The organism is Sphingopyxis jiangsuensis, from assembly GCF_016734905.1.
Classification (GTDB): domain Bacteria; phylum Pseudomonadota; class Alphaproteobacteria; order Sphingomonadales; family Sphingomonadaceae; genus Sphingopyxis; species Sphingopyxis jiangsuensis.
Window position 1 is genome coordinate 190,619 of the sequence record NZ_JAERPO010000001.1, and the last position, 25,414, is coordinate 216,032.

At 65.9% G+C, this 25,414-nt stretch carries 20 protein-coding genes; 13 read left to right on the forward strand and 7 right to left on the reverse strand.

Annotated features, from left to right (window positions below; all coding sequences use genetic code 11):
• Positions 1-70 precede the first annotated feature (70 nt).
• Positions 71-1,057, forward strand: a complete 987-nt coding sequence (locus tag JI743_RS00895) for a TerC family protein (RefSeq protein WP_201925029.1) — start codon at positions 71-73, stop codon at positions 1,055-1,057.
• A gap of 34 nt (positions 1,058-1,091) precedes the next feature.
• On the opposite strand, the gene JI743_RS00900 is transcribed toward JI743_RS00895, so the two are convergent.
• The gene (locus JI743_RS00900; protein ID WP_201925031.1) at positions 1,092-1,391 is read right to left on the reverse strand and encodes a WYL domain-containing protein; all 300 of its coding nucleotides are present in this window, start codon (positions 1,389-1,391) and stop codon (positions 1,092-1,094) included.
• A gap of 222 nt (positions 1,392-1,613) precedes the next feature.
• Positions 1,614-3,206, reverse strand: a complete 1,593-nt coding sequence (locus JI743_RS00905) for an isocitrate lyase (RefSeq protein WP_201925033.1) — start codon at positions 3,204-3,206, stop codon at positions 1,614-1,616.
• A 140-nt stretch (positions 3,207-3,346) separates the two neighbouring features.
• Between JI743_RS00905 and JI743_RS00910 the strand changes: the two genes are divergently transcribed.
• From JI743_RS00910 to JI743_RS00920, 3 genes are all read left to right on the forward strand, one after another.
• On the forward strand, positions 3,347-4,735 hold the full coding sequence (locus JI743_RS00910; RefSeq protein WP_201925035.1) for a helix-turn-helix domain-containing protein: 1,389 nt from the start codon (positions 3,347-3,349) through the stop codon (positions 4,733-4,735).
• A gap of 99 nt (positions 4,736-4,834) precedes the next feature.
• On the forward strand, positions 4,835-6,103 hold the full coding sequence (locus tag JI743_RS00915; protein WP_201925036.1) for a cyclic di-GMP phosphodiesterase: 1,269 nt from the start codon (positions 4,835-4,837) through the stop codon (positions 6,101-6,103).
• Between the two features lie 108 nt (positions 6,104-6,211).
• A complete protein-coding gene (locus JI743_RS00920) occupies positions 6,212-7,027 on the forward strand; it encodes a universal stress protein (protein WP_201925038.1) in 816 nt (271 codons plus the stop codon).
• Here the strand turns inward: JI743_RS00920 and JI743_RS00925 are convergent.
• Positions 7,024-8,082, reverse strand: coding sequence for a mannose-1-phosphate guanylyltransferase (locus JI743_RS00925; RefSeq protein ID WP_201925040.1), 1,059 nt, complete (start codon positions 8,080-8,082; stop codon positions 7,024-7,026). The two genes, JI743_RS00920 and JI743_RS00925, sit on opposite strands and share 4 nt — an antisense overlap.
• 133 nt (positions 8,083-8,215) lie before the next feature.
• Between JI743_RS00925 and JI743_RS00930 the strand changes: the two genes are divergently transcribed.
• The 4 genes from JI743_RS00930 to JI743_RS00945 are packed head-to-tail and all read left to right on the forward strand — an operon-like array spanning position 8,216 to position 14,952.
• Entirely contained in the window at positions 8,216-9,604 is a 1,389-nt protein-coding gene (locus tag JI743_RS00930) for a TIGR03013 family XrtA/PEP-CTERM system glycosyltransferase (protein WP_201925042.1), read from the forward strand.
• Between the two features lie 2 nt (positions 9,605-9,606).
• Positions 9,607-11,727, forward strand: a complete 2,121-nt coding sequence (prsK, locus tag JI743_RS00935; RefSeq protein ID WP_201925044.1) for an XrtA/PEP-CTERM system histidine kinase PrsK — start codon at positions 9,607-9,609, stop codon at positions 11,725-11,727.
• The gene (gene prsR, locus JI743_RS00940; protein ID WP_201925046.1) at positions 11,724-13,109 is read left to right on the forward strand and encodes a PEP-CTERM-box response regulator transcription factor; all 1,386 of its coding nucleotides are present in this window, start codon (positions 11,724-11,726) and stop codon (positions 13,107-13,109) included. Before prsK ends, prsR begins: the two co-directional genes overlap by 4 nt.
• 1 nt (position 13,110) lies before the next feature.
• Entirely contained in the window at positions 13,111-14,952 is a 1,842-nt protein-coding gene (locus JI743_RS00945; protein WP_201925048.1) for a tetratricopeptide repeat protein, read from the forward strand.
• Between the two features lie 15 nt (positions 14,953-14,967).
• Here the strand turns inward: JI743_RS00945 and JI743_RS00950 are convergent, their stop codons facing one another.
• Both JI743_RS00950 and JI743_RS00955 read right to left on the reverse strand, forming a co-directional pair.
• Complete coding sequence (locus JI743_RS00950; protein ID WP_201925050.1) at positions 14,968-15,315, reverse strand: GntR family transcriptional regulator; 348 nt, start codon at positions 15,313-15,315, stop codon at positions 14,968-14,970.
• A 71-nt stretch (positions 15,316-15,386) separates the two neighbouring features.
• Entirely contained in the window at positions 15,387-15,968 is a 582-nt protein-coding gene (locus JI743_RS00955) for a nitroreductase family protein (protein WP_201925052.1), read from the reverse strand.
• Positions 15,969-16,134: 166 nt separating this feature from the next.
• On the opposite strand from JI743_RS00955, the gene JI743_RS00960 reads away from it, so the two are divergent.
• The 4 genes from JI743_RS00960 to JI743_RS00975 all read left to right on the forward strand — a co-directional run bounded on the left by JI743_RS00960 (position 16,135) and on the right by JI743_RS00975 (position 21,327).
• Positions 16,135-17,757: a peptide MFS transporter gene (locus tag JI743_RS00960; RefSeq protein WP_201925054.1), complete on the forward strand. Its 1,623-nt coding sequence runs from the start codon at positions 16,135-16,137 to the stop codon at positions 17,755-17,757.
• Positions 17,758-17,760: 3 nt separating this feature from the next.
• On the forward strand, positions 17,761-19,170 hold the full coding sequence (locus tag JI743_RS00965; RefSeq protein WP_201925056.1) for an amidohydrolase: 1,410 nt from the start codon (positions 17,761-17,763) through the stop codon (positions 19,168-19,170).
• A gap of 131 nt (positions 19,171-19,301) precedes the next feature.
• Complete coding sequence (locus JI743_RS00970; RefSeq protein ID WP_201925058.1) at positions 19,302-20,573, forward strand: amidohydrolase family protein; 1,272 nt, start codon at positions 19,302-19,304, stop codon at positions 20,571-20,573.
• Positions 20,574-20,625: 52 nt separating this feature from the next.
• On the forward strand, positions 20,626-21,327 hold the full coding sequence (locus JI743_RS00975) for an NnrU family protein (RefSeq protein ID WP_201925060.1): 702 nt from the start codon (positions 20,626-20,628) through the stop codon (positions 21,325-21,327).
• Between the two features lie 401 nt (positions 21,328-21,728).
• On the opposite strand, the gene JI743_RS00980 is transcribed toward JI743_RS00975, so the two are convergent.
• Both JI743_RS00980 and JI743_RS00985 read right to left on the reverse strand, forming a co-directional pair.
• Entirely contained in the window at positions 21,729-22,724 is a 996-nt protein-coding gene (locus JI743_RS00980; RefSeq protein WP_201925062.1) for an aldo/keto reductase, read from the reverse strand.
• Positions 22,721-23,962, reverse strand: a complete 1,242-nt coding sequence (locus JI743_RS00985) for a dicarboxylate/amino acid:cation symporter (RefSeq protein WP_201925065.1) — start codon at positions 23,960-23,962, stop codon at positions 22,721-22,723. Before JI743_RS00985 ends, JI743_RS00980 begins: the two co-directional genes overlap by 4 nt.
• A 111-nt stretch (positions 23,963-24,073) precedes the next feature.
• Between JI743_RS00985 and glmM the strand changes: the two genes are divergently transcribed.
• A complete protein-coding gene (gene glmM, locus JI743_RS00990; RefSeq protein WP_201925067.1) occupies positions 24,074-25,414 on the forward strand; it encodes a phosphoglucosamine mutase in 1,341 nt (446 codons plus the stop codon).

The following is a 25,414-nucleotide window of genomic DNA, read 5'->3' on the forward strand; positions in this document are numbered from 1 at the left end:
ACCGACCATCTGGATAGTATCGGGCGCGCCTCCTCCGGCTGGCGCGCCCTTTCATTCGTTAGGGAAAATCATGGATTTCATTTCCGCTGACTGGTTGGGTACACCGGTCTGGTTCTGGCTTGTCTTTCTGACGCTGGTCACCGCGCTCACCGCCTTTGACCTTGGCGTCTTGAACAAGAAAAACAAGGAGATGGGGATTGGAGAGAGCCTGAAGCTCTCTGTCCTCTATATCGGCGTTGCGCTCGCCTTCGGTCTCTGGATCTGGGCCGAGAAGGGCGGCGATGCAGGCCTGCAATATTATACAGGCTTTTTCATCGAAAAGGCGTTGTCCATCGACAATATCTTCGTGATTTCGTTGATTTTTACAGCCTTCGCCATTCCGTCGCGCTTTCAGTATCGCGCCTTGCTATGGGGCATTGTCGCAGTGATCGTGCTGCGCGGCTTGATGATCGCGGGCGGGGTTGCGCTCATCAGCGAGTATGACTGGCTGCTCTATATTTTTGCCGGCTTCCTCATCCTTACCGGAATCAAGATGATGTTCGCGGACGAAAAGCCTATGGATGTCGCCGGCAATCCGGTCGTCAAATGGCTGTCGCGTCAGGTGCCGATCACCCATGAACTTCATGGCGAAAAATTCTTCGTTCGCGTGCCCGACGGCCGGACGGGAAAACTCGCTCTCGCTGCCACGCCCTTGTTTCTTGCCCTCGTCGTCATCAATCTGGCCGATCTGGTGTTCGCGGTCGACAGCGTGCCGGCAATCCTCGCAATCACTACCGATAGCTTCATCGTCTATACGTCGAATATCATGGCAATCTTGGGGTTGCGCGCGCTCTATTTTGCGTTGGCCGCGATGGTCCATCGCTTCCATTATCTGAAATATGCATTGGCCCTGGTTCTGGTGTTCATCGGATCGAAGATATTCGTCGCTGATTTCCTGCTCGACGGAGGCAAATTTCCGCCGTGGATCAGTCTGGCGATTACCTTCGGCCTGATCGCAGGCGGCGTCCTCTGGTCGTTGATCAAGACCCGTGGTCAGGACGTCGCAGCTTCGGCCTGAACCGGCGCGCGGGCGGCCGGATCCGCCCGCGACGTCAGACGGCGAGCAGAAGCGTGTCGTCGGCGCGTGGCGGCGCGGCTTCAAACAAGGGAAGCGGCTCGAAACTTTCTTCGCCGATCTCGGGCGCGCCGAGGCCGTCGAGCTTGAAGTGGCCGAGGCGGCGCTCGTCATCCGAACGCCATGTCTTGCCGAGGTTCAGCGCGCTGACGAACAGATCGCCGTGGCGTTCGAACATTTGGTGCGGGGCAAGCGTCATGCGCGCGCCGTTGTAATTTGCGGTAATCGTGCGTCGGCGCGCAATCGCTTCCATCATGGTCAGCCGGGTATCGGTCATAAGTCTCTTGCTCTGGGGAGAGTGTTGTGCGTTGCAACATAATGCCCGCGCTTGATGTCGCAGACAAGGGGAAACGGTGTCAGGGTCTGGTACAGGACTGCGCGGCAAGAAAAAATGTCCGCCGAAAGCCCGAGGGCTCTCGACGGACAGGCTTTCCTCCCCAGGAAAGATGGGTAGGCGCGGGGCGGGTCGCAGGCCCCGCGCCAAGCTGGATGCGCCGTATCAGGCGGCGAACTGGTTCATCGTATTGTCTTTGCCCGCCGCTTTGAGCGCGGCTTCGCCGGCGAAATATTCCTTGTGGTCGTCGCCGATGTCGCTGCCGCTCATATTCTGATGCTTCACGCAGGCGATGCCCTGACGGATTTCGGCGCGCTGGACGTTCTTGACATATCCGAGCATCGCTTCGTCGCCGAAATATTCCTTCGCCAGATTGTCGGTCGACAGCGCTGCGGTATGATAGGTCGGCAGGGTGATCAGGTGGTGGAAGATGCCGGCGCGCTTCGCCGCGTCGCGCTGGAAGCTGCGTATGCGGTTGTCGGCCTCGACCGCGAGTTCGGTGCCGTCATAATCGACGCTCATCAGCTTGGCGCGGTCATAGGCACTGACATCCTTGCCTTCCTTCTCCCAGGCGTCGAATACCTGCTGGCGGAAATTGAGCGTCCAGTTGAAGCTCGGCGAATTATTATAGGCGAGTTTCGCATTGGGGACGACCTCGCGGATGCGGTCGACCATGCCGGCAATCTGTTCGATGTGGGGCTTTTCGGTCTCGATCCAGATGAGGTCGGCGCCGTTCTGCAGCGAGGTGATGCAGTCGAGCACGCAGCGATCCTCGCCCGTTCCGGGACGGAACTGGTAAAGGTTCGAAGGCAACCGCTTCGGGCGCATCAGCTTGCCGTCGCGGTTGAGGAGGACGTCTCCGGGATTGCCCGCGCCGCTCACATCTTCGCAGTCGAGGAAGCTGTTATACTGGTCACCGAGGTCGCCCGGCCGGGTCGTGACGGCGATCTGCTTGGTCAGGCCTGCGCCCAGGCTGTCGGTACGCGCAACGACGACGCCGTCCTCGACGCCCATTTCCATGAAGGCATAGCGGAGCGCGCGGATTTTCTGCAGGAAATCCTCGTGCGGCACGGTGACCTTGCCGTCCTGGTGTCCGCACTGCTTTTCGTCCGAAACCTGGTTTTCGATCTGCAGCGCGCAGGCGCCCGCCTCGATCATCTTCTTGGCGAGCAGATAGGTCGCCTCGGCATTGCCGAAGCCCGCGTCGATGTCGGCGATGATCGGCACGACGTGGGTTTCATGATTGTCGATCGCGGCTTGGACCTGCTTGGCCTTGAGCTCGTCGCCCGCAGCGCGCGCGGCGTCGAGTTCGCGGAACAGCCCGCCGAGTTCGCGGGCGTCGGCCTGGCGCAGGAAGGTGTAGATTTCCTCGATCAGCGCGGGGACGCTGGTTTTTTCGTGCATCGACTGATCGGGAAGCGGGCCGAATTCGCTGCGCAGGGCGGCGATCATCCAGCCGGAGAGATAGATGTAGCGGCGCTTGGTGGTGCCGAAATGCTTTTTGATCGCGATCATCTTTTGCTGCGCGATGAAGCCGTGCCAGCAACCGAGCGACTGGGTGTAGTTCGCCGGATCGGCGTCGTAGGCGGCCATGTCGGCGCGCATGATGCGCGCGGTGTAGCGCGCGATGTCGAGGCCGGTCTTGAACTTGTTCTGGGCGCGCATGCGAGCGACATTCTCGGCGCTGATGGCGTCCCAGCGTCCGTCCTGGTCGCGGATGAGGCGGCCTGCCTGCGCCATGTCTTCGGTGTAGCCCATGTCCTGTTCCTTCGTCTGGAGGAGATGAGCCGATGTTGCCGAAGGTGCCGCGCAAAGTGAAAAGCTTTGTCAATAAAACTTGTAAATATCGGCTTTAATGTGCAATGTGCAGTGTAAAATAGTAAAGAAAGTTACACACCATGGCAGAGCGGCGGTTGTTTGCGGGACCGGCGGTACGGCGGCTGCGGCGCGACGCGGCGATGACGCAGGCGGCGATGGCCGAAGCGCTCGACATTTCGCCCAGCTATCTCAATTTGATCGAGAATGGCCAGCGCCCGTTGACCGCGACGGTGATGGTCAAGCTGGCCGAACGGTTCGATTTCGACGTCGCGTCGCTCGGCGGCGAGGAGGTGCCCGGCGGGCAGGCGGGGTTGCGGCGGCGCCTGGCCGACCCGCGCTTCGCCGACCTTGGCATCGGCGCGCGAGAGGTCGAGGAATGGTTGCAGGCGGCGCCGACGACGGCCGCTGCCTTTGCCCGCCTGTTCGACGCGGCGCCCGAGCAGACGTCCGAAACACAAGCCGAGCCAGCCGAAGTTGCCGCGGTGCGCCGCGCGATCGAACAGTGGCGCAACCATTTCGCCGATCTCGACGCCCGCGCCGAGGAACTGGCCGACGAGCTGCGGCTTGCGGGCGGCGACCTGTATGGCACGATCGCCGAACGCCTGCGCACGCGGCACCAGCTGGGAATCCGCGTGCTTCCGAGCGACGTCATGCCCGACCGGCTGCGCTGGCTCGACTGGCACGCGCGGCAGTTGATGCTGAACGAATTGCTGCGCCCCGCTTCGCGCACCTTCCAGGCGGCGGCGACGCTGGGGCAGATGGAGGCAAAGGACCAGATCGACGCGCTGGTCGCCGGCGCCGAGTTCGCCGAGACGGCGGCGGCCAAATTGTTCGAGCGCCACCTGATCCAATATTTCGCGGCGGCGCTGATGATGCCCTATGGCCGCTTCCTGCGCGCGTGCGATGCGACGGGATATGATCTGTTGCTGCTCCAGCGCCGCTTCGGCGCGGGGTTCGAGCAGGTGGCACACCGCCTGACGACGCTGCAGCGCGTCGGCGCGCGCGGGCTGCCCTTTTTCATGCTGCGCATCGACCGCGCGGGGCAGGTGAGCAAACGCTATGCCGGGGCGAGCCAGTCGCCGCTGGTCGACGGCGACGGCCGCTGCCCGTTGTGGGCGATCCACGAGGCCTTTTCGCGTCCGGGCGAAGTTGTCGCCGACCTTGTCGAACTGGAGGACGGAACGCGCTGGTTCACCCAGAGCCGCACCGTCGCGGCGCCGGGATCGACCGGAACGAACACCCCCGCGCGCTTTGCGGTGTGCGTCGGCGTCGACGCGAAAGTGGCCGCCCCGCTCGTCGCCGCGCGCGGCATCGACCTGATGCGCCAACCGGCGACGCCGATCGGCCTCGGCTGCCGTCGATGCACGCGCAGCGGCTGCGTCCAGCGGTCGATGCCGCCGATCGGCCGCGCGCTGCGCTTTCGCGAAGGCGAGCGCGGCGTGAGCGCGTTCGATTTCGCCGGAGATTGAGGCGCGGGCAGCCCCGCGACGCCGCGATTTAATATTCGCCCCGCCGCGCCGTAAGTCATTGACAGGCAGTCGATGCTGTCTGCGCGGGACCCTGTTTGAATGTTGCTTCGTATCAAACCCGAAGACGTCGAAATCGGCATGTATATTCACGCGTTCGAAGGACGGTGGATCGACCACCCGTTCTGGCGCAATCGCTTTCTGGTCGAAACGCCGGAACAACTCGCGCTCGTTCGTGGCGCCGAAGTCCCGCATCTGTTCGTCGATCGCGCGCGCAGCCGCCGCGCGACGATGGCCAACGCGGCCCATGGCGCAGGGCGAAGCAAATATCGCGCGTCCGACGAAAAAGACGGCCCGGTGTCGTCTGGCCTTCCCCCTGCCGATCCGCTGCCGACGCCCGACCGGATCAAGCCGCAGAAGCGCAGCAGCTACGCCCGCGAAAGGCGCCGTGCGGCGGCGCTTGTCGACAAGTCGAAACATGCGGTGTTCGACATGTTCGAGGAGGCGCGGCTGGGCCGCGCGGTCGAAGTCGCGCCGCTCGTCCCGCTGGCGCAATCGATCGGTCAATCGATCGAGCGCGATTCAAAGGCGCTCATCAACCTCGTCCGGTTGAAGGAGAAGGACGAATATACCTATCTTCATTCGGTGGCCGTATGCGCGCTGATGATGAATTTCGCGCGCCAGCTCGATCTGGGCGAATCCGAAGTGCGCGATCTGGGGGTCGCGGGGCTGCTCCACGATCTGGGCAAGATTGCCATCGCCGATGCGATATTGATGAAGCCGGGCGCGCTCGAACGGCACGAGCGCACCGTCGTCGAAAATCATCCGATGGCGGGGTTCGACCTGCTTGCCGCGTCGGCCGACATTCCCGAAGCCGCACTCGACGTTTGCCGCCACCACCATGAAAAGGTCGACGGCACCGGCTACCCCGACCGGCTGCGCGGCGACCAATTGTCGCTCTACGCCCGGATGGGGGCCATCTGCGACGTGTATGACGCCGTGACGTCGAACCGTCCCTACAAGCAAGCGTGGACGCCGTGCGAGGCGCTGACCGCGATGCAAAGCTGGGAAGGGCATTTCGATCGCCAGTTGCTCGAACGCTTTGCCGACAGCCTGGGGATTTTCCCGGTCGGCACGCTCGTCCGCCTGTCGACGGGGTTGCTCGGCATCGTCATCGGCAGCGACGGCGAGTGCGCCGAAGATGTTGTCGTGCGGGCGTTTTTCGACTGCGACGCGCTCGACGAATTCCCGCCGTTCGACCAGTCGATCGCGCCATCGGCCGAACACCCGCGCATCGTCGGACGCGACAGCCCGACCTTCTGGCGCTTCGACAATTGGGATGCGACGCGCCACCGGATCCTGGGGTCCTGACCCTAGCAATATCTCGGCGATCCGAAAACGGGCCAATAGCCCGCAACTTGCACCCCAAGGCCTTTCTGGGCAGGTTGGGTATAGCGAGTCCCGGACAGGAGGCACTTGATGGCAAATCCCGTAATGGTGGCGACCGACCTTAGCGCGCGTGACGACCGGGCGGTGGACCGCGCGCTGATGCTGGCGCGGCAATGGGGCACGCGCACGGGTGTCATCCATGTTCCGCAATCGGGTGTCGGCAACGATACGCCGGTCGACTGGAGCGCCAAGGTTCGCGCCGTGCTTCCCGACCCGCAGGCCGACGTCGATATTATCCTGCCCGAAGGTTCGGCGCCGACCGCCATCGTCGCCGCCGCGCGCGAACGGGATGGCGCGGTCATCGTCACGGGAATCGCGCGGATGAACGATTTCTGCGACTATTTTCTGGGAACGACGGTGGACCATGTTTTGCGCCACACCGATTTGCCGGTGCTGGTCGTCAAGCAACGTCCACATGCCGATTATGCGCGCATCATGGTTGCGACCGATTTTTCGCAGGGTTCGCGCGTCGCGCTGACGAAGGCTGCCGACCTTTTTCCAAACATTCCCATCGACCTGGTCCACGCATTTCATGTTCCGTATGAATCGCGTTTCACGTCGGACGATGTCCGTGCCGATGTGACCGCCGAGGAAAGCGAGGATATGGACAGCTTTGTCGCTCAGGAGGCGATAAGCGACGCGCTTCGCAAACGCATCGCGACGCATGTGATCGAAGGCGACACCAATGTCGCCATTGCCCGGGCCATCGAACGACTGCGACCCGACCTTTTCGTCGTCGGAACGCACGGCAAAAGCGGGTTTCGCCGCGCCACGATCGGCAGCAAGGCCGAAGCGCTGATCAAATGGGTTCCCGTCGATACGTTCGCGGTACGCAGCGGGGGCTAGTTTCCGGACACAGGGCTTCGGTCGCGCGCCTTTGCGGCTTCGCGGACGTCCTGCGCGCGCGCGAGGGGGAGCACGAGGATATCGTCGCCGTCGACGATCACCGCGACATCCTCCATGCCCACGACCGACACGCGTTTTCCGTCGGCGCGCACCAAATTTCCGCTGCTGTCATGGAAAAAGGCGTCGCCATCGGCGACATTGCCCTTGCCGTCGCGGTCGGGCGCAAGCGCATGGACCGCCTGCCAACTGCCGAGATCGGACCAGCCCATCGCCACCGGCACAACCGCGACGCGATCATGCTTTTCCATCACGGCATAATCGATCGAATCCGAAGGCGCGCGGGCAAAGGCGATTTCATCGGCATAGAGCGCATCGCCATCGTGCATCCCCGCCGCCAGCGCCTCGACCGCGGCATCGAATATCGGGCGGCAATGGGTGAGCAACGCATCGCGCATCGCATCGGCGCGAAACAGGAAAATCCCCGCATTCCAGCTGAACCCTCCCGTCGCGAGCATCTGTTCGGCGGCATCCAACGGTGGCTTTTCGACGAAACGGTCGACGGCAAAGCCTTCTCCGTCCAATGGCGCGCCGCTCGCGATATAGCCATATCCGGTTTCGGGCCGGTCGGGCGCGATCCCGAAGGTGACAAGCCATCCCTGTTGCGCCAGCAGGCTCGCCCTGGCAATCGCGGCGTGGAAGGCCGGAGCATCGGCGATCAGATGGTCGCTGGGCATGACGAGCAGCAGGTCGCCGGCATCGGCCCCCGCCGCCGCGAGCGCGATGGCGCCCGCCGTGTTGCGCGCGACCGGTTCGACAAGGAGCCGCGCCTCGCGCCCGTCCAACTGTTCGCGGACGAGCGCCACATGCGCCGCGCCGCACAATATCACCGGCGGCAGGAAATGCTGTCCGGCGGGCGTGCGCGCAAGCGTCTGGCGAAACAGGCTGTCGGGGCCGGCGAGCGGAAGAAACTGCTTGGCGCGCTCGCCCCGCGACGCGGGCCAAAGCCGGGTTCCGGCACCGCCGCACAGAATTACGGGCTGAATCATTGCGGTCATCCGGCAGGTCTATCGCACCGGGCGGAAAAGGCCATCGGCAATGCGGCCGGTTCAAAAATCGTGAGTGTAAAATTAACCGACACTTCACGCGTCGGCCGTAAAACCGCCCGCACGAAAGGGCGTCGCATTTCGCATGATCCGGCTGTTCAAACATTATGTCCCGCATGCGGTCGTCTGGCTCGCGCTGCTCGAATTTGTCGCGCTGCTCGCGTCGGCCGATTTCGCCTGGCGCATCTATGCGCATCAGGGCGGATTCGATGCCGGAAGTTTCGCATCGCGCTGGCTGCCGCTGCTGACCTTTGCCGTCGCCAATTCGCTCGCGATGATGGCGACGGGAATGTACGGGACCGAGGCGCTGCGTTCGATGAAATTCGCGACCGCGCGGCTGTTCGCGGCGATCTCGCTCGGCGTCATCTTTCTCTCGGTGCTCGGCTTTATCGTGCCGGCCGCGACGTTGTGGCGCGTCAACAGCTTTTACGCGATGGCGCTGGCGATCGTCGCGCTGCTGTTCATCCGGCTGATCCTGACGCAGACCGCCGGGGCCGACGCGTTTCGCCGCCGTGTCCTGGTGCTCGGCGCCGGGCCGCGCGCCGCGCGGTTGCAGGCGCTTGCCGATGCGCCGGGGAGCGGGCTGGTCGCCGCGGGATTCGTCGCGATGTCGGCGTCGGAATCGGCGGTCGATGGCGCGGTGCCGCGCGCCGATATCGCCAACCTCGCCGACCATGCCGTCGCGCTGGGCGTGGGCGAGGTGGTGCTGGCGATGGAAGAACGGCGCAACGCGCTGCCGCTTGGCGATCTGCTCCGCGTCAAGACGACGGGAATCCACGTCAACGACATTGCGAGCTTCATCGAGCGCGAAACGGGCCGCGTCGACCTTGCGACGACCAACCCCAGCGGCCTCATTTTTTCGGACGGCTTTTCGGCGGGGCAGCGGATTTCCAAGGTGGGGAAGCGAATATTCGACATCGCCGCGAGCCTGATGGTGCTCGTCCTCGGCCTGCCGCTCGTGCTGATCGCCGCGATTGCGGTGAAGTGCGACAGCCGCGGGCCGATCTTTTATCGCCAGCCGCGCGTCGGCCTGTTCGGCGAACCCTATGATATCGTCAAGATCCGCTCGATGCGGACCGATGCCGAGGCGGCAGGCAAGGCGGTGTGGGCCAGCGAGAACGATCCGCGCGTCACCCGCGTCGGGCGCATCATCCGCAAGCTTCGCATCGACGAGCTGCCGCAGCTCTGGTGCGTGCTGAAGGGCGAGATGAGCTTTGTCGGGCCGCGGCCCGAGCGGCCGAGCTTTGTCGGCGATCTCGAACAGCAGCTGCCCTATTATGCCGAACGGCACATGGTGAAGCCCGGGCTGACCGGGTGGGCGCAGATCAACTATCCCTATGGCGCGTCGATCGAGGACGCGCGCGTGAAGCTGGAATATGACCTCTATTACGCCAAGAATTATTCGCCCTTCCTCGACCTGTTGATCCTGTTGCAGACCGTGCGCGTCGTGCTGTGGCCTGAGGGGGTGCGCTGACCATGTCGCTGCTCGCGCAATTTTCGGAGATCTTGTCGGCCCTGGCGGCGGTCGGATTCATCGGCGCGACCTTGTGGCTGCTGTCGCGGCCGCGCCAGCGCCTCGCGGTGCTGATGCCGTCGCCGCGCTGGCTGATCCTGGCGGCGGCAGGGACGGCGGCGTGGTGTACGGCGCTCGCGACATGGCAGCCGGGGGCATCGCAGGTGCTGGTGATCCAGGCGCTTCGCGACCTCAGCTGGCTCGGCTGGCTCGCCGCGACATTCTGGTCGCCGCAAGCCCCGATGTCGCAACCGCTGCGGATGATCCTGCGCCTGCTCGTCACGATCGGCGCGATTGCGCTTGTGCTTGGCGGGGCGGCGCATCTGCGCAGCGGGGATGTCGCGGGCTGGATCGGGCCTTCGCTGGCGGTCGGCGCGATGATCGTCGCGATCGGGGGGCTGCTTATCACCGACGGCGGCGTCCGCCGCGCGGGGAGCGGGCTGCGCATGCCGGTGATGACGGTCGCGGGCGGTTTCGCGATGATCTGGGCCTATGAGCTCAACGTGCAGCTGATCGGCGCGCTGACGGGAAAGCCGGCGTCGACGTTGATCCTGTTGCTGCCGGCGGTGGCGCTGCTCGTCCTGCCGACCTTTGTCGTCGCCGCGATGGATGTCGGGCGCGAGCGCATTCGCCTGTCGCGCGCCGCGGCGATGCGCGCGATCCTGCTCGTCGGCGGCGCGGCCTATCTGACGCTGATCGGGCTCGCGGGGGCAGTCGCGCGCTTTGGCGGGGGCGATTATGGCGAGCTGGCGCAGGGCCTGTTCCTGATCGTCGCGCTCGGGCTGGGCGCGTTGCTGTTCCTTTCGGCGCGCGCGCGCGCGTGGCTGTCGGTGACGATCTCCAAGCATGTCTTTGAACATCGGTACGACTATCGCGCCGAGTGGATGCGCTTCACCGCGACGCTCGCGCAGAGCGACGACGACAGCGAGGACGGGCGTGATCTGCATCGCCGCGTCGCGAAGGGGCTGGCCGAACTGACGGGGAGCCCCGGCGCGCTGCTGATGCTGCCCGACGCGGTCGGCGGATTCCGCATCGCCGATGCGTGGCGCTGGCCGGGCGGTCCCGACGCCGAGGTCGCGCCGCTGCCGCTGCGTTCGGCGTTCATGCTGCAGGAAACGCAGCATATCGTCGAACTCGACGCACAGCGCCGCGAAGGGGGCGAGGGGGACAGCGAGCTCGCGATGCCCGACTGGCTGCTCGCCGACCCGCGCGCGTGGGTGGTCGTCCCGGTGCTGCATTTCCAGCGAATGATCGCGGTGGTCGTGCTGCACCGCCCGCCCGTGTCGCGCGCACTCGACTGGGAAGACCTCGACGTGCTGCGGATCGCGGGGCGGCAGGCGGCGAGCTATCTTGCCGAGGCGCAAGGGCAGCAAGCGCTATCGGAGGCGAAACGGTTCGACGAGTTCAACCGGCGCTTTGCCTTCATCATGCACGACATCAAGAATCTGGCGAGCCAATTGGCGCTGCTCGCGCGCAATGCCGAGCGCCACGCCGAAAAGCCCGAGTTTCGCGCGGACATGATCGCGACGCTCAAAGGATCGGCGAGCCGCCTGAGCGACCTGCTCGCCCGCCTGTCGCCCCGCGAGCGCGGAAAGGCGGCCGAGCCGGCGCGCGTCGTGGTCGAGCCGCTGATCAACGCCATCGTCGCCGCCGCCAGGGCGCGGCGGACGCTTTTTGCCGGATGCCAGGCAGGGCTGGCGGCGTGGGGCGATGCGGCGTCGATCCGTCAGATACTGCAACATCTGGTCGACAATGCAATCGACGCATCCGAACCCGAAGCGCCGGTGCAACTGGTCGCCGTCGCCGAAAGCGGCCGCGTACGGATCGACGTCATCGACCAGGGCAAGGGCATGACCCGCGCCTTCGTCCGCAACGAGCTGTTCAAGCCCTTTGTATCGACCAAGGACGGCGGCTTCGGGCTTGGCGCGTTCGAGGCGCTGCAACTCGCGCAATCAATGGGCGGCACGATCGATGTCGTCAGCGAGCCGGGCGCGGGAAGCAATTTTACGCTGTGGTTGCCGCTTGCGGAGAGCGAGCGCGGGCATGGCGCCGACGACTATCAGAGGAAGGCTGCGAACCAATGAGTGCCACCCCGCCCGAAGCGCGCAAATTGCTGGTCGTGGAGGACGACAGCGGTCTGCAGGCGCAGCTCAAATGGGCTTATGACGATTATCAGGTGCTGATCGCGGGCGACCACGACAGCGCCGTCGACCTGCTGCGCGCCGAGGAACCCGACGTCGTGACGCTCGATCTGGGGCTGCCGCCCGAACCCGACGGGACGCGCGAGGGATTTCGCGTCCTGAAGGCCATTTTGGATGCCAAGCCCGACACCAAGGTCATTGTCGTGTCGGGGCATGGCGAACGCGCAAGCGCGCTCGCCGCAATCGCGAGCGGGGCGTGGGATTTCTATCAGAAGCCGATCGATATCGAGGAACTGGGACTGATCGTCCGGCGTGCTTTTCACGTCCGCGATCTCGAGGTCGAGAACAGCCGCCTTTCCGAGCAGGGAGCGACCGACAACCGCGTGCTCGGGGGAATGATCACCGGCGCGCCGGAAATGGTGAAGGTCGCGCGCACCATCGAGCGCGTCGCCGATCTTGACGTGTCGGTGATGCTGCTCGGCGCGAGCGGTACCGGCAAGGAATTGCTGGCGCGCGGACTGCACGAGGCGAGCGCGCGGCGCGACGGTGCGTTCGTCGCGATCAATTGCGCCGCCATTCCCGAGAACCTGCTCGAAAGCGAGCTTTTCGGACATGAAAAGGGCGCGTTCACCGGCGCGGTCAAGACGACCGAGGGCAAGATCGAACTCGCCCACGGCGGCACCTTGTTCCTCGACGAAGTCGGCGACATTCCGCTGCCGCTGCAGGTCAAATTGCTGCGCTTCCTTCAGGAGCGGACGATCGAACGCATCGGCGGACGCAAGGCGATCGCGGTCGATACGCGCATCGTGTGCGCGACGCACCGCGATCTCGACGCGATGATCGCCGACGGAAGCTTTCGCGACGATCTTTATTACCGGCTTGCCGAGATGGTGGTGAAGATTCCGACGCTCGCCGGGCGGCCCGGCGATGCGGTGCTTCTCGCGCGGCATTTCCTGCACCAATATGCCCCGACGATGAACCCGGCGGTGCGCGGTTTCGCGCCCGACGCGCTGCACGCAATCGACGAGGCGCGCTGGCCCGGAAATGTCCGCGAGCTTGAAAACCGGATCAAGCGCGCGGTCATCATGGCCGACGGCAAGCTGGTGACGAAAGGCGACCTCGACCTTGCCCGCGCCGCCAACGAGAACGAGGGCGACGAGGCGGCATGGCTGAACCTGCGCAGCGCGCGCGAGGCCGCCGACCGCGTCGCAATCCGCCGCGCGATGACGCAGAGCGAGGGCAATATCTCGTCGGCGGCAAAGCTGCTCGGCATCAGCCGCCCGACGCTGTACGACCTGCTCAAGCAGTATCGGATGCAAGCCTGACATGGGGCGACGCCGCGTCTGGTTGACCGCGCTGACAGCAGCAGCGGTTCTGGCCGGGTGTGGCGACAGCGCGCCGCATAATGCGCGTTCCGAATGGGAAGCGCGCCGCGCCGAACTGCAACGGGCGATCGCGCGCGACGCCGGTGCGATAGCGGAGCGCGTCGAGTTGGCGCGCGTCGCGACGAAGCTCGGCGACGGCGTCGCCGCCGAAGCCGCGATCAGGGGCGCGATCGACGCGGGCGGCAATCCCGCCGCGCTGCGTCCGATCCTGGCGCGTGCGCTTGCAATGCAGGGGAAAGGCGACGCGGCGCTGGCCATCCTGTCCGAGGGGCCGGTCATCGCCGCGATGGAAGGCGAGGCGGCATGGGTCGCGGGCGACATCCATCGCGACCGGGGCGAGCTGGGGGATGCGCGCGACGCCTATGACCACGCGGTGCGGGCATTGCCGCGCAATGCCATGCTTTGGGTCGATATTGCGCGCTTCCGCGCGGCGAATGCCGACCTGCTCGGCGCCCGCGACGCTGTCGATTATGCGATCGAGCTTGACGAAACCAATGGCGCGGCGCTTGCCCTGAAGGCCGGCCTGGTCCGGAAGTCCGAGGGACTGACGGCGGCGCTGCCCTGGTATGACGCGGCGCTCGACGTCGATCCCGGCAATGGCGATGCGTTGATCGCGCAGGCCGCGACGCTGGGCGATCTGGGCCAGTACAAGGCCATGCTCGCGGCACTGCGGCGCGCCGCAACGGTCGTGCCCGGCGATCCGCGTCTTTACTATCTGCAGGCGGTCGTCGCGGCGCGCGCGGGCAATTTCCCGCTCGCGCGCAGCCTGCTCCAACGCACGCGCGGGGCGATGGACGATGTGCCGGGCTTCATGCTGCTCAGCGCGATCGTCGAACTCGAACTGGGCGGCGAGGCGGTTGCCGCGACCTGGGCCGAGCGATTGGTGTCCGGCCAGCCGCACAATTTTACCGCACGGCGGATTCTGGCCGCGGCGAGCTGGGCCGATGGCGACAGCGCCGCGGCGGCCAAGGCGCTGGCCCCGATCGTCGCACGCGACGATGCCGATAGCTGGTCGTTGCTGCTCGCGGCGCGGATCGCCGCCGAGGGCGGGGCGGCGGAGCGGAGCGCAGCCTATGCAGCGCGCGCCGCAGCGCTGACGCGCGGCGACGCCGAACCTTTCGCCTTTGGCCAGAGCATCCTGCTGCGCAGCGCCGGCGACGCCGCACCGCTGAATCCCGCGCGCGCGATCCCGGCGATGGCGGCCGATCTGGCGCATGGCGACGCGGCGCGTGCAATCGAGCGGGCAGCGGCGCTGCGCGACGCAAATCCGGGGGTTGCCGAAGCGCATATCCTGCTGGGCGATGCTGCCTTTGCGGCGGGACGTTTCGGCCTTGCGGTCCAATCCTATCGCGCGGCGCGCAACCTCGACGCGAGCGAGCGGGCAGCGCTGCGGCTCGCCAATGCGCTCTATCGCGGGGGCGATGTTGCCGGAGCGCGCGCCGCCATCGGCGCGCTCGGCCGTAGCGATCCCGCCAGCATCGCGGCCGACCGCATCGCCGGGCACCTCGCGATCGACGGCGGCGAGTGGGACACGGCGATATGGCATTTTCAGCGCGTCCGCGGGCGAATCGGCGACCGCGACGCGGTGGTGCTGCGCGAACTGGCGCGCGCCTATGCCGCAAAGGGCGACCGCGCACGCGCGCGGGCGTTCATCGACCGGGCCTATCGGCTCCAGCCGCTCAACACGGCGATCATGGAGTTTTACGCCGACCTGCTCGAACGGGAGGGCGCCGCGCAGGCGGCGAGCGACCTGCGCGACAAGGCGGCGCAGATCTGGCGGTAATCGCGGCGGTGGAGGTCAGGCGTCGCTGAGGTCGAGAAGGGTGCGGGCGTCGAGGCCGATTCGCCGCATCTGCTCGGCGACGGGGGGCCAGACGTTGGTCAGGAAATCCTCGCGCATCAGCGCGCGCAGCCGGTCGGTTGCCCCTTCGGCCACGAACATGCCGACGCCGCGCTTCACCGTCACCAGTCCTTCGTCCTGGAAGGTCTGATAGGCCTTTGCCACGGTCAGCGGGTTCGCGCCCTCTTCGGCTGCGAGCGTGCGGACCGAGGGCAGCATGTCACCGTCGCGGTAGCGTCCGTCGAGAATGGCGCTGGCGATAACGTCGCGGAGACGCTGATAGACGGGCTTGGACTGATCGAGCATGCCGCCTTAATGCCATAAGACAGCAGCACAGTCAAACGACGCCGATTACGCGGTGGCGCGTCCTCGCGTAATTAAATGTCCCAGCTGCGGACAATCTCGTCATATTCGGGGCGCGGCCGCTCGTCGAGCGGGCGTCCGGCGGTGCCGATGAAGAAATATCCGACGATCGCATCGCCCTCGCGCGCGCCGAACGCAGCCGCGACCGCGGGGCTATAGGCCGCCCAGCCGGTAAGCCAGCTGCCGACGAAGCCGTGGGCATGCGCGGCGTGGAGCAGGTTCATGCCGACCGCGCCCGCCGACATCTGTTGTTCCCAGAGCGGGATTTTCGCGCTGCGGTCGGGGGTGGAGAGGAGCACGAGCAGCGTCGGGGCCTGGTGCGCGAACTGGTCGAGCGCCGACAGGTCCATGCCCGCCGCGCCGGGGTTGTCGGCGACCCACGCCTCCTTGAGAAGCGCGGCGAATCCGTCGCGCTGGTCGTCGGCCACCGTGACGATCCGCCACGGCGCGAGCTTGCCGTGATCGGGCGTGCGCAGCGCGAGCGCGACGATGTCGCGAAGCTGCGCGGCGTCGGGACCGGGGGCGATCATGTCGCGCGCCTTGCCCGAGCGGCGCGTCGCGAGGTGGCTTTTGAGCGTGGAGCTGTCGTTGAACATAGCGGGGCATCTGGCGACTTCGCGCCGTCCACGCAACCCCGCGCGCCGACGCGGGTTGGTTTCGAACGCAATTAGATTCTTCCCATACGCAATTTTCGCGCTAGGTTGCCGCTTTCGCGCGGCCATGTGCCGCGCAATGAATTAAGGGACAAGGGGACGCAACGGCATGAAAGATATGGCTCTTTGGAACGAGGGGGATTGGATCGCGGTCATCGCGCTCGTGGTTCTCGGCGTGTTCCTGAGTATCGGCGCACTGATCGCGGGCAGCAAGAAACCCGAGTTCGCCGGCCACCCCAAGGGCCTCTACATGCTCTTCTTTGCCGAGATGTGGGAGCGTTTCTCCTACTACGGCATGCGCGCGTTGCTGATTTTCTATCTGACGCAGCACTGGCTGTTCTCGGACGGCAAGTCGAACCTGATCTATGGCGCCTATACCAGCCTGGTGTACATCACGCCGGTGCTCGGCGGCTATCTGGCCGACCGGTATCTTGGACAGCGCAAGGCGGTGCTGTTCGGCGGCATATTGCTGGCGTTCGGCCACCTGTTCATGGCGTTCGAGGGCGTCGGGGGGCAGGAAGACGCGACGATCAACGTCTTCTGGCTCGCGCTGGCGCTCATCATCGTCGGCTCGGGCTTCTTGAAGGCCAATATTTCGGTGATGGTCGGCCAGCTCTATCGCCTGACCGACATGCGCCGCGACGCCGCCTATACGATCTTCTACATGGGGATTAACGTCGGCGCGGCGCTCGGCACCATCCTCGTCGGCTATCTCGGCCAGCGCATCGGCTGGGCCTATGGCTTCGGCCTCGCCGGCATCGGCATGATCGCCGGGCTGATCGTGTTCGTTCTGGGCAAGAAGGTCCTGCTCGGCGCCGGCGAAGCGCCCGCGCCGCTTTCGCGGAACACCGAGATGGCGGTCTATGGCTCGGGTCTTGCCGCCGTTGCGGTGATGTGGGGCCTCGTCCAGTATCAGGATGTCATCCAGACGCTGCTCATCATCTCGGGCTTTTCGCTGCTCGGCTGGGTGCTCTATCAGGCGCTCAAGCTCGACAAGGAGCCGCGCGAGCGCATCTTTGCCATCCTTTTCCTGATCGCGCTCAACCCGCTCTTCTGGGGCCTGTTCGAGCAGGCCGGGGGCAGCTTCAACCTTTATACCGACCGCTATGTCGACATTGGCGGCGTTCCGGCGTCGGTGTTCCAGTCGATCAACCCGATCTATATCATCCTGTTCGCGCCCTTTTTCGCGATGCTGTGGCAATGGCTCGGCAAGCGCGGGCTCGAACCCTCGGCGCCCGCGAAGTTCGCGCTGGCGCTCGCGCAGGTCGGCCTCGGCTTCCTCGTCTTTGTCTGGGGCGCCAAAAGCGTCGGGATGGAAGCGATGACGCCGGTGATCTTCGTCTTCCTGCTCTATCTGCTCCACACGACCGGCGAGCTCTGCCTGTCGCCGGTGGGCCTGTCGGCGATGAACCGGCTCGCGCCGTCGTTCATGGCGTCGCTGATCATGGGCGCCTGGTTCTACATGACCGCGGTGGGCAACTTCGTCGCGGGCAAGATCGGCGAGGCGACCGGCGGGCATGACGGGGTGATGACCAAGGACGCGACGCTCGCCATCTATGACCAGATCGGCTGGATCACGCTGGGCGTCAGCGTCGTCGTGCTCGCGCTGTCGCCGATCGTGAAGCGGTGGATGCACCTCGACACGCTGCGCGACGCCGATCACATCGCGGGCGAAGGCGAACTTGGCGAGCCGCAGGCCGCAGGGACGCATCCCGAATCCAAGGGAGCCTGAGCGATGCGCACCAGGTTGAAGGCCAGCTTGCTGGCGGCGGTTTCGCTCGGCTTTGCGGGATGCGCGGCGACGGGCGGCGAGGCGAAGTCGGCGGGGGACAAGCCCGCGGCTTCGGCCGAGAAATCGGCGAAATTCGACAAGAACCCCTATCCGTCGACCTATCGGCCCTATCCGTCGCAGACGACCGTCGTACGCGGCGTCACCATCTTTGACGGCGAGGGCGGGCGGATCGACGACGGCGTCATCGTGATGGCAGACGGCAAGGTCGAAGCGGTCGGCGGCGCGGACCTTGCGGTGCCCGCCGGAGCGGCAGCGATCGACGGGCGCGGCAAATATCTGACCCCCGGCGTCATCGACATCCACAGCCACCTCGGCGATTATCCTTCGCCAAGCGTCGATGCCCATTCGGACGGCAATGAGGCGACCTCGCCGACGACGCCCGAAGTCTGGTCCGAACATAGCGTCTGGCCGCAGGATCCCGGTTTCAGCCGCGCGCTCGCCAATGGCGGCGTGACGAGCCTGCAGATCCTGCCGGGAAGCGCGAACCTGATGGGCGGGCGTTCGATCACGCTGAAGAATGTGCCCGCGCGCACGGTGCAGGGAATGAAATTCCCCGGCGCGCCCTATGGCCTCAAAATGGCGTGCGGCGAAAATCCGAAGCGCGTCTATGGCGGCAAGGGGCGCATGCCCTCGACGCGCATGGGCAATTTCGCGGTCAATCGCCAGACCTGGGCGAAGGCCGCCGCGCACAAGAAAAAGATGGACGAGGGCAAGGCCGACCGCGACCTCGCGATGGAAACGCTCGTCGGCGTGCTCGCGGGCGAAATCCTGGTCCACAACCATTGCTACCGCGCCGACGAAATGGCGCTGGTGATCGATATGGCGAAGGAGTTCGGCTATAAGGTGTCGACATTCCACCACGCCGTCGAAAGCTACAAGATCGCCGACCTGCTCGCGAAAGAGGGCATTTGTTCGGCGATGTGGGCCGACTGGTGGGGTTTCAAGATGGAATCCTATGACGGCGTGAACGAGAATGTGCCGCTCGTCGAGCGCGCCGGCGCGTGCGCGATCATCCATTCGGACGATGCGAACCAGATCCAGCGGCTCAACCAGGAAGCGGCAAAGGCGCTGAAGGCCGGACGCCGGATGGGCATCGACATCAGCGACGCGCAGGCGTGGACATGGGTGTCGTACAATCCCGCCAAGGCGCTGGGCATTGCCGACCGGACGGGCAGCCTGAAGCCCGGCAAGATGGCCGACGTCGTGCTGTGGAACGGCAACCCGTTCAGCGCCTATACGCGCCCCGAAAAGGTGTGGATCGACGGCGCGCTGATGTATGATGCGAACGATCCGAAACGGCGACCGGTGAGCGATTTCGAGCTGGGCCAGCCCGGCGAGGGAGACGTGAAATGAACGCTCTTTTCACGAAATCCCTTGTCCGTTCGCATCGCGCGAAGTCGAGATGCCTGTCGTTCGTGCGTGCCTTCGGGGTTTCTCGACTTCGCTCGACACGAGCGGGCTTGGGGGGCGCCTTGGTGGCGTTGATGGCCGCCGCTGCCCCCGCCGCGGCGCAAGACATCGCCATCACCAATGCACGGCTGGTCATCGGCGACGGCAGCGCGCCGGTCGAGGGCGGCACCGTCGTCGTGCGCGGCGGCAAGGTCGTCGCGGCGGGGGCGGGCGTTGCCGTTCCCGCAGGGGTCGAGCGCGTCGATGCCGAAGGGCGCTGGGTGACGCCGGGGCTGGTCGCGGCGTTCAGCCGCGTCGGGCTGGTCGAGGTCGACGCGGTGAGCGGGACCAACGACCGTTCGGCGACGCGCTCGCGCTTTTCGGCGGGGCTCGACATCGCGCCCGCGCTCAATCCGATGGGCTCGCCCGTTGCGGTGAACCGCGCCGGCGGCGTGACGCGCGCGATCGTCGCGCCGGGGTCGAGCAGCAGTCTTTTTGCCGGGCAGGGTGCGGTCGTCGACCTGGGCGACGACAACGACATGGTGACGCGCGCGCGCGCGTTGCAGTTCGTCGCGTTCGGCGAGGCGGGATCGAGCAAGGCGGGCGGCAGCCGCGCCGCGACCTTCCTGTTGTTCCGCGAACAATTGCTCGCCGCGCGCAGCTATGCCCGCAATCCGGCGGCGCTCGCCGAATGGGGCAATGATGCGCTGCTCCAGCGCGCCGATGCCGAGGCGCTGGTGCGCGTGATCGACGGCACGACGCCGCTGTTCGTGCGCGTCGACCGCGCGTCGGACATTTTGAACGTGCTCAAGCTGAAAGGCGAGTTTTCGGCGATCAAGCTGGTGCTCGTCGGCGCGACCGACGGCTGGCTCGTCGCGCCCGATATTGCCGCAGCGAAAGTGCCGGTGATCCTGTCGCCGCTGAGCGACCTGCCCGACAGTTTCGAGCGGCTCGCGGCGACGCAATCGAACGCCGGACGCCTGAAGGATGCCGGGGTCGATGTATCGGTCGGCGTATTCGACGACGACGACGCGCACAAAATGGGTTATGCTACGCAATATGCTGGAAATCTCGTGGGGTTGGCGCGCGTTCCGGGCGCGAGCGGTCTGAGCTGGGACGAAGCCTTTGCGTCGATCTCCAGCGCGCCCGCACGCGCCGTCGGGATGGAAGCGAGCATCGGGTCGCTGCGTCCCGGCCGCGCTGGCGATGTCGTGATATGGAACGACGACCCGCTCGAGTTGGGGAGCCGCCCGGTTGCGGTGTGGATCGACGGCAAGGCGCAGTCGCTGACGACGCGGCAGGATCGCCTCCGCGACCGCTACGCCAACCCGCAGGAAGGCGCATTGCCCAAGGCCTATGATCGTTAAGCGCCGCGACTGACCAGCGCGGCACCGGGGAAAGGGAGAGGAGGAGACTTCCGTGCAACCGATGTCGCTGCTGATCACGACCTGCGTGCTGTTCGTCGGCTCGCACCTGGTGCTTTCGCACCCGCTGCGCGCGCCGCTCGCCGACCGGCTGGGCGAGCGGGGGTTCCAGATCGTCTATTCGGTCGTCGCGCTTGCGACCTTCATCATGCTGGTCCAGGCGTGGCGCGGGATGCCCGCCGAACCGCCGCTGTGGGCGGTGGGCGATCCGCTGTGGGCGTTCGCGACGCTGATCGTGCTGTTCGCGAGCATCCTTTTCGCGGGGTCGCTCGTCGGCAATCCCGCGCTGCCGAGTCCCGCCGCCGCGCTGACCGCGCAGGGCGCGCCGCGCGGCGTCTATGCGGTGACGCGGCACCCGATGATGTGGAGCTTCGCGCTGTGGGCCCTGGCGCATGTGCTCGTCGTGCCGACCGCGGCGCAGATCGTGCTGTCGGCGACGATCGCCTTCCTCGCGCTCGTCGGGTCGGCGGGGCAGGACGTCAAGAAGGCGCGGCTGATGGGCGACGCGTGGCGCCACTGGGCGGCGCGGACGAGCTTCGTTCCCTTCGCGCGGCAGGTGAGCGGGCAGACGCCGTGGGGCGACACGATCCCGCGCGACCGCGCGCTGTTCGGCGGCATCGCGCTGTGGCTGGTCGCGACATGGGGGCACGGCGCGCTGGGCTATATGACTGCGGGGATTTGGCGCTGGTTGGGGTGAAGGCGGGCGCCCTCTGTTGGGTATGGTTGGGGGCGCGGAGCCGCCGTTTGATTGGCTAGTTTGCGACGATCCACGAAGTGCGGCGGCGGCAAAAAAGGAGGAGGCGTGGTGGGCGAAATAAAGCGAAGGCTAATTGGAGGGTTACACCTGACAATCTTGATGACCGTCATCACCGGGCTAATAACAGGGGCCGTACTTCTCATTCGTTTCTTCGTGGAAGCCGGGACAGGGGACACTGCGGATGGCTGGTGGATAATCCCTGTGGGCCTCGCTTATTTATACAGCATGGGTGTAGTGAATGACTTTGCTAGCGGCAGGGGCTGGCGGCAGCCGGACATGGAATAGCGCCCGCCTCCAACTGTCTGCAACCGCTCGCTAACCCACCATCGCCATTCGGAACGCTACAACCGCACCATCCGCATGCCCTGTTCGCCGTAGCGCGGGCCGCTCGTTGCGCCCCTGGGAGCGGCGGCGTCGATGGCGGCGAGATCATCGGCGGAAAGGGTGAGGTCGGCGGCGCCGACGCTGTCTTCCATCGTCGCGCGGCGCTTGGTGCCGGGGATGGGGACGATGTCGTCACCCTGCGCGAGCAGCCAGGCGAGCGCGACCTGTGCCTTCGATACGCCGTGGCGGTCGGCGACCGCGCCGATCGCGTCGACGATGCGCAGGTTGGCGGGCAGATTCTCGTCCGAATAGCGCGGGTCGTTGCGGCGCCAGTCGTGCTCGGGAAGCTCGTCGCGGCTGCGCACCGCGCCCGCGAGGAAGCCGCGGCCGAGCGGCGAATAGGGGACGAAGCCGATGCCGAATTCGCGGCAGACGGGGAGGATCTCGTCCTCCACGTCGCGCTCCCAGATCGAATATTCGCTTTGCAGCGCGGCAATCGGCGCGGCCTTGGCAGCGCGGCGGAGCGTTTCGGGACCGGCCTCGGACAGCGCGATGTGGCGGACCTTGCCTTCCTCGACGAGCCGCATCATGCCGCCGACGACGTCTTCGATCGGGATCGATGGGTCGACGCGGTGCTGGTAGAAGAGGTCGATCGTGTCGATACCGAGCCGCTGGAGCGAGCCTTCGCAGCTCTGGCGCGCATTTTCGGGCGAACCGTCGACGCCGGTGATCTGCTTGCCGTCGAACTTGAAGCCGAATTTGGTCGCGATGACCAGCCCGTCGCGCTTGCCGCGGATCGCTTGCCCAAGCAGTTCCTCGTTGCTGAACGGGCCATAGATTTGCGCGGTGTCGAAGAATGTCACCCCCATCTCGATCGCGCGGTGGATGGTGCGCGTCGATTCGTCCAGATCGGCGGCTTCGCCATAGAGGATGTTGCCGCCCTTGATCATCGGCATGCAGCCGATGCCGATCGCGGAGACTTTGAGGCCCTGGCCGAGTTCGCGATATTTCATGGCGTCGCATCCTTTTCGTTGATGCCGCGGCTGACCGCCTTGGTGACCGCGACGTCCATCGTGACGTTGCCGACCGTGCGCCAGATGTCGGGCAGTTGCTCGACCGCGACGAGGATCGCGAGCGGCGCGATCGGGACGCCCATCGCCGCGGCAATCGGCGCGATGGCAGTGATGAAGCTGATTGTACCGGGCAGGCTGACCGAGGCAAGCGTCGTCGTCGCGGCGACGGCGACACCGACCGCGAGCACCGGCAGCGTCAGTTCGATGCCGAACAGATGCGCGACATAGATGGCGACCGCGAGGTTCATCGCGGGGCCGGTGAAACGGAAGAGCGCGACCGCGAGCGGCAGGGTGACGTCGGCGCGCTCGGCGGGGACGCCGATAGCCTCTGCCGATTTGAGCATTGCGGGAAGCGACGCGAGCGAGCTTTGCGTCGAAACGGCGACGGCCTGCGACGGCAGGATCGCGCGGACGAAGCCGGTCGGCGCCCCGCGCGCGAGCCAGATGCCGAACAACAGCGCGACGATGGTTTCGATCACGCCGATCGCCGACACGGTCGCGACATAATGGGCAAGCCCGCCGAGCGCGGCGAAACCCGTCTCGACCGCCACGGCATAGCCAAGCGCGAAGACCCCGATGGGCGCGAGCAGCAGCACCCAGCCGATCACAACCAGCATCGCATCGCCGAGGCTGGCGAAAAAGGCGTTGAGCGGCGCGCGGCGCTCTTCGGAAAGCCGCGTGTTGGCGAAGGCAAAAACGGTGGTGAAGATGATGAGCGGCAGGATCGCGTCATTCGCCGCCGCCGCGACCGGGTTGGTGGGAATGAGCGACGCGAGGAAATCGGCGAAGCCGGGCACTTCGCCGGGTATGGCTTGCTCACCCGCCGCCGCGCGCAGCGCTGCTGCGGCGGCCTCTGGCACCGGAAAGGCTTCGAGCAGCAGTGGCATTGCGAAGGCCGCAAAAATGGCGGAGCACCAGAGGATGACGATGAAGGTAAGGACCGATCGCGCGGCGACGCGCCCGGCGCGCGCCGCGCTGGATGCCGCGTTGATTCCGGTAAAGAGCAGCGCGACGATCAGCGGGATGATCGTCATCTGGAGCGCCGACAGCCAGAGGCCGCCGATCGGCTTTAATATTCCGGCGGAACCCGTTGCAAATCCCGGCGCGAATCCTCCCGCCAGCGCTCCCAGAATGATTCCGGCGAGCAACGCGCCGACGATAAAGAGAGCCGATCTCATGCGCCGTCGGCCTTGCCAATCGAGGATGGCAATCCTAGTCGGGGACAGGGCGGGCGATGGCGACGATCATATGTTCGGTTCATTTTCGAGGGCGTAAGGAGCGGTCGCGCAATGCGCAAGTTTTTCGGAACCGACGGGATTCGCGGGCTGACGAATCAGGTCCCGATGACCGCCGAGGTCGCGATGCGCGTCGGGATGGCGGCGGGGGCGCACTTCCTGCGCGGCGATCACAAGCACCGCGTCGTGATCGGCAAGGACACGCGGCTTTCGGGCTATATGCTCGAAAACGCGCTCGTCGCCGGTTTCACCAGCGTTGGCATGGACGTGGTGCAGGTCGGCCCGATGCCGACCCCGGCGGTCGCGATGCTCACCCATTCGATGCGCGCCGATCTGGGCGTGATGATTTCGGCAAGTCACAATCCCTATCAGGACAATGGCATCAAGCTGTTCGGCCCCGACGGATACAAGCTGTCGGACGAGGACGAGATGCAGATCGAGCGGCTGCTCGACGGTGAACCGCCGCGCGCCGACCCGGCGCATATCGGGCGCGCCAAGCGGATCGAGGATGCGCGCGGACGCTATATCCATGCGGTCAAGCAGAGCCTGCCGCAATCGGTGCGGCTCGACGGGCTGAAGATCGTGCTCGATTGCGCCAATGGCGCGGCATACAACAGCGCACCGACGGTGTTCTGGGAGCTTGGCGCCGATGTGGTCGCGATCGGGATCGAGCCCAATGGCACCAATATCAACGACCGTTGCGGATCGACCGCACCCGCCTTGTTGCAGGAAACGGTCGTCGCGAGCGGCGCCGACATCGGCATCGCGCTCGACGGCGATGCCGACCGGCTGATCGTCGTCGATGAAAAGGGAAAAATCGTCGACGGCGACCAGATCATGGCGCTTATCGGCGCGAGCTGGGCGCGGCAGGAGCGGCTGAAGGGCGGCGGGGTCGTCGCGACGGTGATGTCGAACCTGGGGCTCGAACGCTTCCTCGAAAGCGAGGGGCTGCGGCTCGAGCGCACGAAGGTCGGCGACCGCTATGTGCTCGAACGGATGAAGATCGGCGGTTTCAACGTCGGCGGCGAGCAGTCGGGGCATATGATCCTGTCGGACCATGCGACGACGGGCGACGGCACGCTCGCGGCGTTGCAGGTGCTCGCCGAACTGGTCCGCGCCGACAAGCCCGCGAGCGATCTGTTGCACCTCTTTGACCCCGTGCCGCAATTGCTCAAGAATGTGCGCTTCGGCGGCGGCAAGCCGCTCGACCACGCCAATGTGAAGGCGGCGATCGCCGACGGCGAAGCATCGCTTGACGGCCGCGGCCGCCTCGTTATCCGCGCCTCGGGCACCGAGCCGGTGATCCGCGTGATGGCCGAGGGCGACGACGCGGGGCAGGTCGAACAGATTGTCGATATGATTTGCGACGCGGTGCGCGTCGCGGCAGGAGATTGA